The organism is Streptomyces albospinus (genome assembly GCF_014648695.1).
Taxonomy (GTDB): Bacteria; Actinomycetota; Actinomycetes; order Streptomycetales; family Streptomycetaceae; genus Streptomyces; species Streptomyces albospinus.
This window is the reverse complement of sequence record NZ_BMRP01000010.1, coordinates 182,177-196,892: the sequence shown is the minus strand read 5'-3', so window position 1 is coordinate 196,892 and position 14,716 is coordinate 182,177. Positions and strand designations below refer to the sequence as shown.

13 protein-coding genes and 2 pseudogenes are annotated in these 14,716 nt (G+C 68.7%); 8 read left to right on the top strand and 7 right to left on the bottom strand.

What is annotated here, in order from left to right; translation table 11 throughout:
* Window positions 1-561: 561 nt before the first annotated feature.
* Window positions 562-1,308, top strand: a complete 747-nt coding sequence (locus IEZ17_RS16555) for a helix-turn-helix domain-containing protein (RefSeq protein WP_189300796.1) — start codon at window positions 562-564, stop codon at window positions 1,306-1,308.
* A gap of 1 nt (window position 1,309) precedes the next feature.
* On the opposite strand, the gene IEZ17_RS16550 is transcribed toward IEZ17_RS16555, so the two are convergent.
* Window positions 1,310-1,750, bottom strand: coding sequence for a VOC family protein (locus IEZ17_RS16550; protein ID WP_189300885.1), 441 nt, complete (start codon window positions 1,748-1,750; stop codon window positions 1,310-1,312).
* A 573-nt stretch (window positions 1,751-2,323) separates the two neighbouring features.
* Here IEZ17_RS16550 and IEZ17_RS16545 point away from each other — a divergent pair.
* Window positions 2,324-2,719: pseudogene (locus tag IEZ17_RS16545) on the top strand (GNAT family N-acetyltransferase).
* A 96-nt stretch (window positions 2,720-2,815) separates the two neighbouring features.
* Here the strand turns inward: IEZ17_RS16545 and IEZ17_RS16540 are convergent.
* Window positions 2,816-4,312, bottom strand: coding sequence for an MFS transporter (locus tag IEZ17_RS16540; protein WP_189300795.1), 1,497 nt, complete (start codon window positions 4,310-4,312; stop codon window positions 2,816-2,818).
* Between the two features lie 299 nt (window positions 4,313-4,611).
* On the opposite strand from IEZ17_RS16540, the gene IEZ17_RS16535 reads away from it, so the two are divergent.
* The 3 genes from IEZ17_RS16535 to IEZ17_RS16525 all read left to right on the top strand — a co-directional run bounded on the left by IEZ17_RS16535 (window position 4,612) and on the right by IEZ17_RS16525 (window position 7,148).
* The gene (locus tag IEZ17_RS16535) at window positions 4,612-4,983 is read left to right on the top strand and encodes a YciI family protein (RefSeq protein ID WP_189300793.1); all 372 of its coding nucleotides are present in this window, start codon (window positions 4,612-4,614) and stop codon (window positions 4,981-4,983) included.
* Window positions 4,980-6,191 carry an RNA polymerase sigma factor gene (locus tag IEZ17_RS16530; RefSeq protein WP_189300791.1) on the top strand — a complete coding sequence of 404 codons (1,212 nt, stop codon included), beginning with the start codon at window positions 4,980-4,982 and terminating at the stop codon, window positions 6,189-6,191. Before IEZ17_RS16535 ends, IEZ17_RS16530 begins: the two co-directional genes overlap by 4 nt.
* Window positions 6,192-6,521: 330 nt before the next feature.
* Entirely contained in the window at window positions 6,522-7,148 is a 627-nt protein-coding gene (locus IEZ17_RS16525; RefSeq protein WP_229852313.1) for an RDD family protein, read from the top strand.
* Window positions 7,149-7,593: 445 nt separating this feature from the next.
* On the opposite strand, the gene IEZ17_RS16520 is transcribed toward IEZ17_RS16525, so the two are convergent.
* The 4 genes and pseudogenes from IEZ17_RS16520 to IEZ17_RS16505 all read right to left on the bottom strand — a co-directional run.
* Window positions 7,594-8,172, bottom strand: a complete 579-nt coding sequence (locus IEZ17_RS16520; RefSeq protein WP_189300789.1) for a DJ-1/PfpI family protein — start codon at window positions 8,170-8,172, stop codon at window positions 7,594-7,596.
* A gap of 148 nt (window positions 8,173-8,320) precedes the next feature.
* On the bottom strand, window positions 8,321-8,671 hold the full coding sequence (locus tag IEZ17_RS16515) for a VOC family protein (protein WP_189300787.1): 351 nt from the start codon (window positions 8,669-8,671) through the stop codon (window positions 8,321-8,323).
* Window positions 8,672-9,142: 471 nt separating this feature from the next.
* Window positions 9,143-9,403: a hypothetical protein gene (locus IEZ17_RS16510; RefSeq protein WP_189300785.1), complete on the bottom strand. Its 261-nt coding sequence runs from the start codon at window positions 9,401-9,403 to the stop codon at window positions 9,143-9,145.
* 272 nt (window positions 9,404-9,675) lie between these two features.
* Window positions 9,676-9,900 (bottom strand): annotated as a pseudogene (locus IEZ17_RS16505) (winged helix-turn-helix domain-containing protein); the annotation flags it as partial.
* A gap of 176 nt (window positions 9,901-10,076) precedes the next feature.
* Between IEZ17_RS16505 and IEZ17_RS16500 the strand changes: the two are divergent.
* A complete protein-coding gene (locus IEZ17_RS16500) occupies window positions 10,077-10,829 on the top strand; it encodes a beta-ketoacyl synthase N-terminal-like domain-containing protein (RefSeq protein WP_189300881.1) in 753 nt (250 codons plus the stop codon).
* Here the strand turns inward: IEZ17_RS16500 and IEZ17_RS16495 are convergent.
* A complete protein-coding gene (locus IEZ17_RS16495) occupies window positions 10,741-11,424 on the bottom strand; it encodes a hypothetical protein (protein WP_189300783.1) in 684 nt (227 codons plus the stop codon). The genes IEZ17_RS16500 and IEZ17_RS16495 overlap by 89 nt on opposite strands.
* A 365-nt stretch (window positions 11,425-11,789) precedes the next feature.
* On the opposite strand from IEZ17_RS16495, the gene IEZ17_RS16490 reads away from it, so the two are divergent.
* Window positions 11,790-11,945, top strand: coding sequence for a hypothetical protein (locus IEZ17_RS16490; RefSeq protein ID WP_189300781.1), 156 nt, complete (start codon window positions 11,790-11,792; stop codon window positions 11,943-11,945).
* A gap of 576 nt (window positions 11,946-12,521) precedes the next feature.
* Window positions 12,522-14,708 carry a DUF362 domain-containing protein gene (locus tag IEZ17_RS16485; protein WP_189300779.1) on the top strand — a complete coding sequence of 729 codons (2,187 nt, stop codon included), beginning with the start codon at window positions 12,522-12,524 and terminating at the stop codon, window positions 14,706-14,708.
* Window positions 14,709-14,716: the final 8 nt, after the last annotated feature.

Genomic DNA, 14,716 nt, shown 5'->3' with positions numbered 1-14,716 from the left:
GCCCCCCATGCCATGAAGAATCATCGCGAGCAACCAGTATCACCGCGCGGCCCATCGGTATCCACACATCCATGTGCAGTTCGTGCCAAGAACGTGTACACAAATCACGAACCCCATCGCGGTCCTCGACAACCTGCGCCAGGTCGGCGACCTCGTCCCCATCCGCCCGGGCACCCGGCGCGCCTTCGTGCCCACCACCCCCGGCCCGGGGCACCAGATCCTGCTCAACAGCCGCCACGCCTTGGACAAGGGCGGACCGTTCTTCAAGAACATCACCACCTTCTTCGGCGCCGGCCAGGCCACCTGCCCCAACGCCATACACCCCCGACTGCGCCTCCTCTTCCAACCGGCCTTCCGCCCACCCATAGCTGGTCGCCGAATACAGCCACGAGGCTGTGCAGCAGCCAACGGCGCACCACAGCAGTCAGTCGTCAACCAGCCGCCGAAGGTCCGGTCCACCGCAGACTCGACCGCAAACTCACCGGTGCAGCCAGGCGAAGACCCCGTAGCCCGCGTCGATCCCCTCCCCCGACCACGCGGAGCGCATACCTCCCAAGCCCGATGCCCCAGCGGCATCGCACCCTGCGGCGTAGCATCTACGAGGTGTTTTCCGAGTACGCAGAGCGCGCGTCCCGGCTGCCGGACGCGGTCGTGTGGACGCGGCAGGCCGTCCGACCGGGTGACCGGGAGACGGCGGCCGTGCTGCCTGACGGATGTATGGACCTGCTGTGGACCGAAGGCAGAGTCCTCGTTGCCGGGCCCGACACACGCGCCTACTTCCCTGGTCCCGGTAATCGGGGCCCATGGGCGGGCGTCCGCTTCTTCCCCGGCACCGCACCGGCCCTACTCGGCGTGCCTGCGCACACGTTGCGGGACCAACGCGTGGAGCTGACCGACCTCTGGCCCGGCTCCGAGACCCGCCGCGCGATCGAACGTGTCGACGCAGCACCCGACCCGGCTTCTGCCCTCGAAGACCTGGCGCTGCGTCTCGCAGCCGACGCCGGCCCCGTCGACCCGCTCCTGCGAGCGATCGTGACATCCCTGACGGCCGGCCGCTCCGTCACCGCGACCGCCCATTCGGTGGGTCTCGGAGCACGGCAACTCCACCGCCGCTCCCTGACCGCTTTCGGCTACGGCCCCAAAACCCTGGGTCGCATCCTGCGCCTGCAACGCGCCCTCGCCCTGGCACGGGCCGGCGTCTCCCTTGCGGAGACGGCCGCCTTGGCGGGTTTCGCCGATCAGCCTCATCTGGCCCGCGATGTACGGGAGCTGACGGGAGCATCACTGACCGGCCTGCTGGGACGGTAGCTCAAGCCTCGGCGTCGGCATCGGCATCGGCATCGGCATCGGCAAGTGGTGCGAACAAGTCGACGCCATTGCCGTCCGGGTCGTGCACCACGGCATATCGCTGGCCCCAGAAGGCGTCCCAAGGCTTCAGCTCACCGTGGTAACCGGCACCGACCAGATCCTCGTACACCGAATCGACATGCTCGGGACCCGCACAGCGAAACGCCAGCCCCACCCGGCCGCCGCCCGTCGGCGGACGCCATGCCGGGTAGAAGGAGCGGACGGTGTCCTCCGTGTCGAGGGCGAGGCGGAGCCCGCCCGGCAGTGCTGCCTCGACGTGCGGCTGATCCTCGGAGCCTTCGGGGAACTCGATCCCCAGGCGTCGGTAGAAGGCGAGCGAGGCAGCCAGGTCGGAGACGACAAGGCCGATGACATCGAATTGGGGTGTTGGTGCGGAATTCATGGTCGGCAGCGTAGGCGGGCGCGGACGCCGGGTCTTGAAGGAAACGGACACCCACTCAGCCAGAGGCACGACCATGGCCGCGAGCAGCAACCCGAGCCGTACGCCCGGACACCGACAGGTGCATATATCCGCACAGTCGAAGTCACCCGGACCGGCACCTTTGATCGTCAGCCCATCACGTCGCCGCCGCAGGGCCGGGTTGGACGGGGCTCTCGGCCCTGGAGTCCTGCAACCGCAATCCGGCGCTACTGGACGCCCAGCGGATGGAATCCCCCCTTATCGGTGGACGCCCGCAGACTGCTGTGTCCACGAAAACGGGTTCTGCTTCAACTTCCGTGTTGTCGTATCGGCCGTTACGACAACAGGACCTACTTCCATAGGAGTTGGAAGCCAGCCCAGCCGAACATTGGGCACTTGAGCATGATGATCAGGGTTGACATGACCTTCGACCGGATCAAGATGCTCAAACGCCTGATGTTCGGTCGCGCTGGATTCCAGCCTCTCCGCAAGCGGGATCTCCCGGCTCCGTAATCGGGTCGATGACGGGCTCGGCCGGAACTTACGACCAGGGGCGTGACGATCATTTTCGAGTGGCGGGGCGACATCGACAACACTTCCCTCAACGCGCTGCACGCGGACGGCTTCGGCCACCCGGTCGTTCAGATCGACTGGCGAGCATGACTTGAACGCCACAGCCTTGGCTGGGTCTGTGCCTGGGAAGACGGCTCTCTGACCGGCTTCGTCAACGTTGCCTGGGACGGCGGAGCTCACGCCTTCATCCTGGACACGGTGGTCGCCCGGCATTGCCGGGCGAAAGGAGTTGGCGCCAGGCTCGTTGCGATCGCAGCCAGCCGAGCCCGGGCCGCGAGATGTGCTTGGCTTCACGTCGACTTCGAGGACCATCTGCGTCCGTTCTCCTTCGATGGCTGCGGCTTCAGAGAGACGGCAGCCGGGCTGATCGCCCTATAGCGCGAAGCCTCCCACCTGGATTTGCTACACACAACCAGGCCCCATCAGGGCATTTCCGTTTCCAGGAGTTGGGCCGGCGTCGGCCCAGGCAGGGTTCTACGAGCGAGTCGCCTCGTAGTCGGGAAGTGCGGCCGGGGTGGCGGGCCGGGGTGTCGGGCGCATGGTCAGGGTCAGTACGGCCAGGCCGGCGAAGATGATCGCGGCGACTACGCCGATGACGTGCAGGGCGGCGGTGAACGCCTCCCGCGCGGTGTGCAGGAGTTCGGTGCCCTGGTCGGCGGGAAGGTGCCGGCTGGTGGCGATGGCGCCGGCCAGCGAGTCGGAAGTGCCGTCCGTCCGGCTGCGGTAGACCACCGCGGCCAGTACGCCGAGCAGCGTGAAGCCGAGCGAACCGCCGAAGTAGTTGCCGGTCTCCGACATCGACGCCGCCGAACCGGCCCGCTCCGGCGGCACGGATCCGACGATCAGCCCGGTGCCCAGCGCGAACAGCGGTCCGGTGCCCAGGGCCAGTACCGCGATGCCGGTCATCACCAGCGGCAGGGCGCTCGCACCGCCGACGCCGACCAGTAGCAGGCTACCCAGCGCCGACCCCACCAGTCCGCCGGCAATCGCGGTCGTCTGCCGCATCCGCCGGGCCAGCGCCGGCGCGGCCATGGTGCCGACCGCCACGCCCAGGCCCATCGGTGCGAACAGCATCGCCGACGCGAACGGCGAGAAGCCCAGCACGCTTTGCAGGTACTGGGTCACCAGCAGGCCCGTACCGGCCATGGCGATGCCGGCGAAGACCAGCGCGACGAGTACCGCCGTGAACGGGCGGTTGCGCAGCAGCCGCAGGTCCAACAGCGGTGCCTGAACCCGGAGTTGCCGGCGAACGAAGAGGAAGCCGATGGCTGCGCCGACGGCGAGAGCCGCCGCCGGCACGGCCGGCGTGCTCTCGACGGTCAGTTGCTTGATGCCGTAGACCATCAATAGCACCGCCACCAGCGACAGCCCGACGCCGACCAGGTCCAGCCGGCCTGCCTGGTCGTTGCGGAATTCCGGCAGCAGGACCGGCCCGGCGAGCAGCAGCAACGCCATCGCCGGCACGGCGACCAGGAACACCGATCCCCACCAGAAGCGCTGGAGCAGGAATCCGGCGAGTACGGGTCCGAGCGCGCCGCCGGTGAACTGGCAGGTCGCCCAGATCGCGATGGCCTGCCCGCGCTGCCGTTGGTCGCGGAACATGTTGGTGATCAGGGCAAGGGTGGACGGCGTCAGGGTCGCGCCGGCGACGCCCAGCAGCGCACGCGCAACGATCACCATCAACGGGCTGACCGCGAAGGCGGCCACCACCGACAGCACCGCGAACGCCGCTCCGCCGATCATCAGCAGCCGCCGACGGCCGATCCGGTCTCCGAGCGTACCCATCGTGATGACCAGGCCGGCCACCATGAACCCGTAACTGTCACTGATCCACAGCTGCTGGACGTTGGTGGCCCCTACGTCGGCACTCAACTGTGGGAGGGCGAGGAGCAGCGCCGTCATGTCCATCGCGACGAGCAAGGTCGGCAGCATGAGGACGACCAGTCCCAGCCATGCCCGGTTGACTCGCATTTCCGAAACTCCTTGTTCTCTAGACGTTTCGCCGCTTGGTCGGAGCGGCCGAGAGCTTCTTGACATCGGTGCGGACAAAATCTCTCGCGTCTGCCGCGACGGAGCCTCAGCGGAGGTGACGCCCTCGCGCTCGGGACGATGCGGCGGATGTGATGGGCCCGACGGACACGACCGAAGCGACGGACGCGACGGCGGAATCTCGTGCGAAAGTTCTGGCGGGGATGTCAAGACGACGGTGGCGGCTCCGACCAACCGGTCGAAGGGCCCGAGCTGGGCTCGCGAACCACGAGGAGTACGAGATGAAGTTCCTTATCAGCCTGCACATCAACCCGGCCGTGCTGGAGGCGTTGACCGACGAGGAGAAGGCGGCGATCGGCGACGGCCACAGCACGTTCATCGAGGCGCTGAAGCAGTCCGGCGAGCTGATCACCACGCAGGCGCTGGTCGACCCGTCACAGGCCGCCGTGGTGTCCGTACGCAACGGCCAGCCGGTGGTGACCGACGGGCCTTTCCTGGAGTCCAAGGAGTATCTGGGCGGTTTCTACCTGATCGACTGCGAGAACAAGGAGCGGGCGATCGAGCTGGCAGCGCGGATCCCGGACACCGCGATCGAGGGTCTGGGAGTCGAGGTGCGGCAGGTGATGTTCGCCGAGGGACAATTGGAAGCATGACAGCCCCAGTCATCGAGGACCTGCTGCGTGAGTTCACGCCGCAGGTTCTCGGCGCGTTGGTACGTCGGCACGGCCAGTTCGAAGGGTGTGAGGACGCCGTGCAGGAGGCCGTCCTCGCCGCCACCGTGCAGTGGCCGGCCGAGGGAGTGCCGGACAACCCGCGTGGCTGGCTGGTGACTGTCGCGTCCCGGCGGCTCATCGATCAGATGCGCAGTGACCACGCGCGCCGCGAGCGGGAGTCGGCGACGGCCACCGAGGTGGTGCCCGAGGACGTACCGGACACCGACGACTCGCTCGTCCTGCTGTTCCTGTGCTGCCATCCGACGCTGACCGCGGCCTCCCAGACAGCCCTGACACTGCGGGCCGTCGGCGGACTGACCACTGCCGAGATCGCCCGCGCGTTCCTGGTACCGGAGGCCACGATGGCGGCGAGGATCAGCCGGGCCAAGCAGCGCATCAAGGCCGCCGGCAGCTCGTTCAGCCTGCCGGACAGCGCGGAGCGCGAGGAGCGGCTGCGGGTCGTCCTGCACGTGCTCTACCTGATCTTCAACGAGGGCTACACCGCCTCCTCGGGCAGCGAGTTGCACCGCGCCGACCTCGCGCACGAGGCGATCCGGCTGGCCCGGATGGTGCACGCGCAGCTGCCCGAGGACAGCGAGGTGACCGGGCTGCTGGCGCTGATGCTGCTGACCCACGCCCGCCGGGCGGCACGTACGACAGCGGCCGGCGACCTGGTACCGCTGGACGAGCAGGACCGTACGAAGTGGGACCGCGGACTGATCGCCGAGGGCATCGAACTCGTCAAGGCGTCGCTGGCCGGCCCGGCGCTGGGGCCTTACCAGCTACAGGCCGCCATCGCTGCCACGCATGCCGACGCGGCCACGGCAAAGGAGACCAACTGGCCGCAGGTGCACGCCCTTTACCTGATCCTGGAACGGATCGCACCCAACCCGATGGTCACCCTCAACCGGGCGATCGCACTCGCCGAGACCGAGGGGGCGGCGGCCGGGCTGGCCCTGCTGTCCACGTTGGACGGTGACGAGCGGATGGCCGGGCATCACCGACTGCTGTCCGTACGGGCCCATCTGCTGGAGAAGACCGGCGACGCGGCTGGAGCGTACGCGCACTACCGGCGTGCCGCGAAGTCCACCGCCAGCATCGCCGAGCAGCGCTATCTGGAGTCCCGGGCCAGCCGGGTGAGAACGTGAGTCCTGGCCCGCTCCCCCGCCCGGATCCCTTCGCCCCGATCCCTCGCCGGGCCACGGACAGCTTCAGCGCCGCGGGGATCGCGTCCCGCTCCGCGGAGGGCGGATCCTCACGTGGGACGTACTCGATCGGCCGCCCTCGCCGTCGCACTGTGGGGAGCGCAGCTCGTCCGGCTCTACCCGGATCGGCACTCGGCGCTGCCATCGGCTGCTCCCAGCGCCTGATCCTCCGCACCACGCAGGACCCAGGTCTGAAGTGAACCGCCGACGAGCTGCGGTGCGCAACCACCCCGGGTTGTCACGGCGTCGGGGTATCGGATTGGATCATCTTCCGTGAATACCTTCCAGCCGCAGCCACCACCCCATCAGACCGGCCCCGGCTTCGGCCCCGCGCAACCTCACTACGGACAACCGCAGGGCATGCCGCCTCAGCCCTATCCGCCACAGCACGCAGGGCCGCCATACGGCCCGCCTCAGCCCCTGCTGCCGCAGACGGGCGGGCCGCAAGGTCCACCCCCGCACGCGCTCGCGGCCCCCGGCATACGCCTGCTCGCCCGCCTCATCGACAACCTGATCACGGTGGTGCTGATCGCAGGCGTCGTGGTACCGACGGCGTCCTACATGAAGAGCACCTTCCAGCCCGGACAGAGCGGCGTGCCCGAAGTTCTCGGCCTCCTGGCCTGGTCGCTCTTCATCGCCCTCTTCTTCGAACCGCTGACGATGGCGATGGGCGGCACCATCGGCAAAGCCATCTGCGGTCTGCGCGTCGTTCGCCTCGCAACCGGCCACAAGCTCAGCTTCGGCCATGCCCTGGGACGCTGGCTGGCTTATCTGGGCATCGGCATGGTGCCGGTCCTGGGGCTCATCAATGTCTTGTCCTGCACCTGGAACCAGCCGTTCCGGCAGTGCCTCCACGACAAAGCTGCCAGCACCGTGGTCGTCAAACGCCGATGGCAGTGACAGACAGGCTCAGCATCGGCTGTTCATCGATGCCGAGGGGATCGATGAACCGAATCCGCTGGACGCGACTGGACCACACGCATCGGTAGAAGTCCAATAAAGGTGTGGGACATGGCCGTTGGGCCGGCAGATCAGGGTGAACCTCTCCCCTGGGCAGGCACCGGATGGCCCCACCGCAACAACCGGAATCCGACGCCGATGCCCCAACCGGCAGCACAATCCCCGCAGGCACGGCATCGAACACCGACCGGTTCCGGACAGCATCGCGTACCTCGGCCTCCGGGTGCCGCGAAGAACGCGGCACCCGGAACTCGCCCAGGAGGCGCGGCGGAGCACCCTCTTCGACCTGAACGCCCTTCCGATCTACCCCTGTTGGCACCCCTCCGGCCCGTGCATCGGCGGCGCTCGGACCGCCTACGTGGTCGGCAGCCGCGCCGCGCAGGGCTCAGCCCTGTGCAGGCTTCCCCACCGGTGCGTGCACCCGCAGGACCTCCACGAACGCCCGCATCCAATCCGGCTGGTCGTTCCAGGCGCGGGCCGAGACGACCTTGCCGTCCACCACCGCAGAGCCGTCCACGAAGACCCCACCGCCCAGTTCCACCTCCGGCGCACAGGCGGGGTAGGCGGAGGTCCGGCGGCCCTTCAGCACGCCGAGCGGAGCCAGCGCGATGGCTGCATGGCAGATGTGCGCGACCGGCTTGTCCGCATCGAAGAAGTGCGTGACGACGCGCCGGAAGTCGGGGTCGTGCCGGAGGTATTCGGGCGCCCGGCCACCAGGCAGGACGAGGGCCGCGTACTCCGTCGGGTCGACCTCGGACAGCGCGAGATCGGCCGGCCAGGAGTGGCCCTGCCGCTCGACGTAGGTGTCGAAGTCCTCGACGAAGTCGTGCACGACGAACTGTAGCCTTTTGCGGGACGGGGCGGCGATCCGCAGCTCGTAGCCCTCCTCGAGCAGTCGCTGGTACGGGTAGAAGAACTCCAGGTCCTCGGTGGCGTCGCCGGCGATGAGCAGGATCTTGGGCATGGCGGTACTCCTCGTGATCGCAGCAGCCGGCCCGATCGGGATGGCCGGGTCGTATCGGATCCATCGGTTCCCCACCCGGTGGCCTCGAATGCGTCGTCCACCGCCGGTTTCCGGTCTCCCGGTGCGGAGAGCGTCCACCCGTCCGTCGTCACAGGCTGTGGGCGACCGGGTGGAGCGGCTGGTAGAGGGGGAGTTCGGCGCCGCTGGGGAGGCGGACGGCGGTCAGAAGGCCCCAGCGCTGCTCGCTGACCGGGCGGGTGACCTCGACGCCTTGCGCGCGGAGCTGGCCGAGCTGAGCGTGGAGGTCGTCACACATCAGGTAGAACTCGTGCCGTGGCGCGTCCTCGGTGGGGTGTACGGCGACCTCGGCCGGGGGCAGTTTGAAGATCAGCCAGCCCCCGCCCGCGTCGACGCCGGGAAAGCCGAGGACATCGCGGAGGAAGGTGCGGTCGGCCTCCGCGTCCTGACTGTAGAGGATGACGTGCGATCCGCTGATCATGCTGATCCCTCATTCGTTTCACCCCAGACACCGCCTGAGGCGCGGGTCGGTCTCCGCGGCCTGTTGGGTGAGGTGCCGCGGCGGTCGGTGCGCGGGGCATCCTGCCACGGCCAGGCCCACAGGTCGGTGATCGCCACGTCGAGATCCGCGCACCGGCGTCCACGCGCCGAACTGCCGGTTGCCGTGGGCGGCTGCACCTACTGCTGCGCCGAAGCCGATCTCGAAGCCCTGGCCGGTCCGGTTCACCAGGTGCCGGAGCAAATGATCTCCTCCGTCGCGCACGAGGTCCCCGACCACTGGGACGACTTCCCGGGCCGGTACCGCCGGTTGGCGCCCAGGATCGTCCGTCTCCTCATTGTTGACGAGCTCGACCACGGCCTGGTCGCCTCCCGGCTGCTTGCCGCCGGGAGGCGCAACTGGCCCGCCCCGCAGCACATTGCACGGGAGGAGTTCTGGCACGCCTGGTGGCGGTCAGTCCTGCGCACCCACCCGAGCGCCGGACAGGTCGCCGACGTACTGGGGACGTTCTCGGTCACCGTGGGTACCCTCGCCCCCTGGCTGTCCATCCGGGCCGAAACCCCAACCAAGGCAGCGGATCTGCACCTCAGCGACGCGCTCGACCACTGGCTCGTCGAGGACGAACTCGCCGACCTGCACCTCGGCTTCTACGACGAGGTGCACGCGACGCCGGAACTGCTGCCCTGGCTCCTGTCCTTGAAGGTCCGTGCGCACTCGAAGTCTGTACAGCCGTACGCCCTCCAGCCGCTCCCACACGGCGTCTTGGAGGACCGGTCGGCCTTGTGCGGGAGGCTGTCGCGCGTGCATCGTCATCGATGTCAGCTGCGGATGTCAGCGACCCCTGGAGCGGCACGCTCACCTGCGGCGGTATGCAGATGGATCCACGCGGGAGCAGGATCGCTGGGGGAGGAGGCCGATGAGGGCGGCGATGAGGGCGGAGGTTGTGGCGATGACCAGAGCGGTCTTGGTGCGCAGTCCCATGGCGGTCAGGGGGTGTCGGGCAGCGGTGTGACCACCAGCTTGAAGCCGAAGCCGCGGACCGTCTCAATGCGGTCACGGCCGACCTTCCTACGCAGCCGCTACATGTGGACGTCGACCACCCGGCCGTCGCCGCCCCACCCGTAGTCCCACACCCGTTCCAACAGGGCGGCCCGGGTCAGCACCACTCCGGGCTGGGCCGCGAACTCCAGCATCAGCTTGCGCTCGGTGGGGCACTCCATGCGGCGGGCGATCCCCGTTTCGGCGAACGGACATCACCGCCGCCCACCCCGAAGGGGACGGGCGGCGGTGAGGCTGCTCGGGGAGGCGCTGCCGGCCGGGGCCTGGCGGAGGCCGATCTGCGAGATACGTTCCACTACCCGAGTTCGGTCAGGCCGGCACCACCGCCCTGGGCACGGCACTGGACCTGCTCCGGGCAGGACGCTGCGATGTGGTGCTGGCAGGTGGCAGCGAGTCGACAAGGGACCGGATGACCGCGGCGCTCTTCTCGTGCATGGGTGCCCTGTCCGCGCGCCGGGCCGATCCGGCCACGGCGTCCCGTCCGTTCGACAGCGAACGGGACGGCTTCGTCCTCGGGGAGGGCGACTCCGTCCTCGTGCTCGAACGCACGGAACACGCGCGGCGCCGCGGGGCCCGCATCCGCGCCTACCTGACCGGCTACGGCGCCTCTTCGGATGCCCATCACGTCACCGTGCCGGACCCTGAAGGCCACGGTGCGGAAGTCGCGGTCGAAAGTGCGCTCGCTGACGCGGGATGCACTCCCGCCGACATCGATCACGTGAACGCGCACGGCACGTCGACACCGCTGAACGACGCGAGCGAGGCACGGATGCTGCGGCGCGTCTTCCCGCACGCACCGGTGATCACCGCGAACAAGAGCGTCATCGGGCATTCGCTCGGGGCGGCGGGAGCGGTCGAGGCGGCCTTCACCGTACTGAGCCTGCAACACCGGACGGTGCCTCCGGCCGCGAATCTCCACCGTCAGGAACCGGGACTTGAGCTGGACATCGTGACGGGACGGCCGCGCCCGGTTCCGGGCATGCGCGCCGCCCTCACCCGATCAGTGCGGTCTCTGCGGCGAAGTCCCGCAGGTTCAGCGGGCGTACGCGTACGTCGTGCCGGCGGGCGGCACACCGGGTGAGGCGTTGAATGGCCGCGATGTCGTGGAACGGCGCGGGTGCGTCCCAGGCCGCCATGTCCGTCGCCGGGGAGAGCCCGCACGCGGCCGGCAACTCGGGAGAGCAACGCGGGTTGTACGGCATCTGAATGGTCGGCCGCCGGTCGAACCCGTCGATGAGAATCCCGCACTCGTAGTTCGTCGAGAAGCTCACCGGACCGAGGACACTGGTCAGTTGCCGCCGTCGCAACCAGGAAGCGGCGGCGTCGAACAACGCCCCGGCAACGGCGACATCGTCAACGCACTCGAAGAACCCGAAACACCCCTGCCGCGTGTCACGCTGGGGATCGCGGTCAGGACCGTGCCTGGGATTGTGCACGGCTGCGATACGCCCGACCACACGCTTTCCCACCCGGGCGAGGAGGAACTCCGCCGCACCGAAATCGAAGAACGGATGGGACCGGCGATTCAGCATCCGCCGCTGCTCGCTTCGCAGGGGCGGCACCCACAACGGCTCGCCGCTGTGCAACTCATAGGGGAACTCGATGAAGGCACTCAGGTCGGCGCGGTTCTCCACCGGCCTGACCTCGATGAGCGCGGCGTCGTACGTACGGTCCATGGCTGTCTCCGCGGGCTCCGGATTCGGACGTGCCAGGTAGACGACCGATCCGCGCGCCCATCACGCCCTCGCTTCAGCGCAGGCGGGCACGCCTCGACGCACTCACGCGGTACGCCGGCGTGGCCGTCATCGTGAAGCCTCCGACTTGAGCATCAACGCGGCGCTGATTCTTCGCTCTCGTGCGGTGCAGGGTCTCTCCTTGCCGAGCGGATTTCGAGCGAGGGGTGGCCGGAGTGACCGGATATGGGCCACCGATGACCAAGTGCGGTGCCGCAGCGACTGGTTTCGCGTCTTCTCCCCAAAGGACATGTGCATGGTGCGAGATGACCACGCCGGCTCCGCCCCGCAAAGGCAGACCGGCGCGAGTGACCACCATGAGGAACGGGCAATGGTCGCAGGGCCTCCCCGCGGAAACGACCGGCTTCATGGGGCGAACTGCCGAACTGGACGCCGTCGCAGCTCTGGTGGCGGCGTCGCGGCCGGTGGCCCTCACGGGCACGGCCGGCGTCGGCAAGACATGACTGGCGTTGCGGGTCGCCCACCGGATGAGGCGAGCTGCCCTTGGCGACCGTTGTTTGCCGGCCTGTCTGGCACGACACCGGCACGGCGTTTGAGAGTGACCCCGGATGGGAGTCTTTCCGCAGACACAGGAGCGGTTCCTGCCACGGACACCGCGGCCGACGGGATGCGGATTGCTTGCGTGAAGGAATCTCCCTACCGGGCACAGGCATGACATGTATGGCCGTCGCCCCCCGCCTGAGGAGTGGGATCGAGTCCCTGCCTGGCGGTGCCCGACGCTGCCGAGTGGTGCCGTTTCGCCTGACCAGCGCTGCGCGGCTGCGTGCTCGAACCGGCTCGCGACACCCGGTGCCGGACCGTCCGCTCACGCATCCAGTGCCTCTGACCGGCGCCGCTCCTGCCAATGACTGGAGCATGGAGTGCGCCTGACGACGACTTGCGTTCGGCGCAAGCGCGTCCTGCTGTGCATCCACCTTCCGTGCAGTAACATCGCGCTTGTACCTGTTTGGTCGTTTTGTGACAAGTGGTGCTGGGCCGACCGGGCGCACCATTGAACGACGTGCCCCTGGGCGGAGGCCATGAAGATGATCTCCCATGACGAGGCCGCAGTAGGACTGTCACGTGCGGTCTCCTCCACCAGCACCAAGGACGACGTGACCCCCGTCGCCGCCGTGGTGCGGTCCACCCGGACCCGGCCGCTGCCGCCTGCGCGCCTGCTGGCAGACGCGGTCACCCGGGCCGGGCTCTGGCAGCGGCTCGCCGAACGCGCGGCCGGCGATCCGGGCGGGTTGGCGGTGATGTTGACGCCGGGAGCATCCGCGTACGGCGATCCGACGACCGCAGTAAGCGCCGTGTTCGTGGAGCAGCTGATCGACCTGCTGTGTGACCGGGGCTACCGGAACATCACTGTCGGAGCCTCCCGCTGCGGTCCCGACGTGTGGCTGGAGGGCCCCGGACTCCTCCAGACCTGTCGTCGGCTCGGCTACGGCGGGCGCACCCAACGGGGCAACACCTACCGGATCGTGGACCTCTCCGAGGACATCGAACCGGCCGGGTTTCCCGCTTCCAGTGTGCTGCACGGCAGCGGAATGGCGCGTACCTGGCTGGCGGCGGACTTCCGTATCAACATCGCGAAGAACAGCACTCACCCGGAGTTCGGGTACGCCCTCTGCCTGGCCAATCTGTTGGGCGTGCTGCCGCACGCCGACAAACACCACCACTACCGGGCACGGCGCGACGGCGGCGAGGTCATCGTGGATCTGCTGCGTTCCTACGCACCGGACTTCCACATCATCGACGCGGTGGTGAGCAGTCACGGGTGCGCCGGATCGTACGTGGGCAAGCCGCTGGGAACGGGGACGGTGATCGCCGCACCGGACGGGGTGCTGGCAGACATGGTCGGCGCACTGCTCATGCACGTCGACCCCATCTCGTCGCCGCTCAACGCGCGGGTACTCCGCGACCGCGGGCTGCCGGACGCATATCACCTCGACGGAGACCTGACGCCGTACCAAGGGTGGCGCAACCCACCAAGAGCCCTGGTCGAGGCGGTGCGCCGACTCGCCCCGGACGGCCGGGTGCACCGGCTGTTCAGCATCGCCTCCTGGCAGGTGACCCCGGGCACCGCGGAGGTCACCGATCCAGCGCTGGCACGGCTGTCGCGCCTGCTCACCGCGCTGATCCGCGTCGCGGACGAGAACCCGGCGGCGTCCGCCGCCCTCTGCACGGTGGTCGGAGCAGCCGCATCCGCGTCGTCCACCGTACGCGCGTGGCGTACCGGGTACGGCAAGGAGAAGATCCGGCGCCGAGACGTCTCCCTCGCCATCGACCCGGACACCTACACCCACGGTGACTTCGACCGGATCAACGGTCTGCTCCAGCCGTTGGAAGAAGTGATCGACGCGCTGCCCGCGGACGCCTGGCTGATGCGGTGGCAACACCTGGGCAGCTCGATCCTCTTCGGATGCGAACGCACCGTCAACGCACCGTACGCGGAGTTCGTGCGCCGGGTCGACATCAGCCGGACCATCAGCTACATGACCGACTACCTGGGCGGACGGGTCCACGTGGTGTCCCGCGACGCGCAGGGACGGCCCACCCGCCAGATCGAACGCAACCTGTATCTGGCACAGCCGAACTACATGGCGTTCTACGGCGGCCCGCCCATCGATGTCTGCAAGCTCGAATCGATCAGCTACGAGGAGCGATCGCAGCGGATCGCCTGGCGCACGGTCCACAGCCCGAACGGCTCCGCCGAGTACGACGACGGTTCGGTGGCCTTCCTCCCGGCGGACGGCGGAAACCGGACCCGGATCGTGGTCCGGGTGCGCCAGCGGTTCACGCTGCCGCTGACCTGGCAGGTATTCCGTCCCGAAACCCGGCCCAAGCTCAGGGATCCGCTGGTGCAGGACTCCTATCGGCGGTTCTTCACCCGCACGCTCGACAACTTCGAGGCGCAGTACGAGGGGCGGCCGTACCGGATCGGCCGCGCTTGGGAGGAGCATGACGACATGCTGGCCGCCGAGCTGCCCACCCAGCGCCTGACCGAGGCAGCCCGGCTCGTACGCAGCGTCGCCTCGCATGCCTGGTCCGTGTCGAGACTGCCGGGACAGTTGGGGCCTGACGGCTTCCGGCATGTTGCGCCCGGTGACGTCCCGTCCCGTTTCGGGCCGATCGAGGAACTCCGGGAAGAGCTGCGGCCCGCGGTCACCGGTTTCTGGCAGGGGCTGCGCGAAGCCGTAGCCCAGGACAGGCGATCGAGGTAGCCACTGTG

Bases quoted from the DNA above. Each gene is read 5' to 3' on its own strand.
- IEZ17_RS16555 (WP_189300796.1), top strand. From the start codon at position 562: ATGCCCCAGCGGCATCGCACCCTGCGGCGTAGCATCTACGAGGTGTTT.
- IEZ17_RS16550 (WP_189300885.1), bottom strand. From the start codon at position 1,750: ATGAATTCCGCACCAACACCCCAATTCGATGTCATCGGCCTTGTCGTC.
- IEZ17_RS16540 (WP_189300795.1), bottom strand. From the start codon at position 4,312: ATGCGAGTCAACCGGGCATGGCTGGGACTGGTCGTCCTCATGCTGCCG.
- IEZ17_RS16535 (WP_189300793.1), top strand. From the start codon at position 4,612: ATGAAGTTCCTTATCAGCCTGCACATCAACCCGGCCGTGCTGGAGGCG.
- IEZ17_RS16530 (WP_189300791.1), top strand. From the start codon at position 4,980: ATGACAGCCCCAGTCATCGAGGACCTGCTGCGTGAGTTCACGCCGCAG.
- IEZ17_RS16520 (WP_189300789.1), bottom strand. From the start codon at position 8,172: ATGCCCAAGATCCTGCTCATCGCCGGCGACGCCACCGAGGACCTGGAG.
- IEZ17_RS16515 (WP_189300787.1), bottom strand. From the start codon at position 8,671: ATGATCAGCGGATCGCACGTCATCCTCTACAGTCAGGACGCGGAGGCC.
- IEZ17_RS16495 (WP_189300783.1), bottom strand. From the start codon at position 11,424: ATGGACCGTACGTACGACGCCGCGCTCATCGAGGTCAGGCCGGTGGAG.
- IEZ17_RS16485 (WP_189300779.1), top strand. From the start codon at position 12,522: ATGAAGATGATCTCCCATGACGAGGCCGCAGTAGGACTGTCACGTGCG.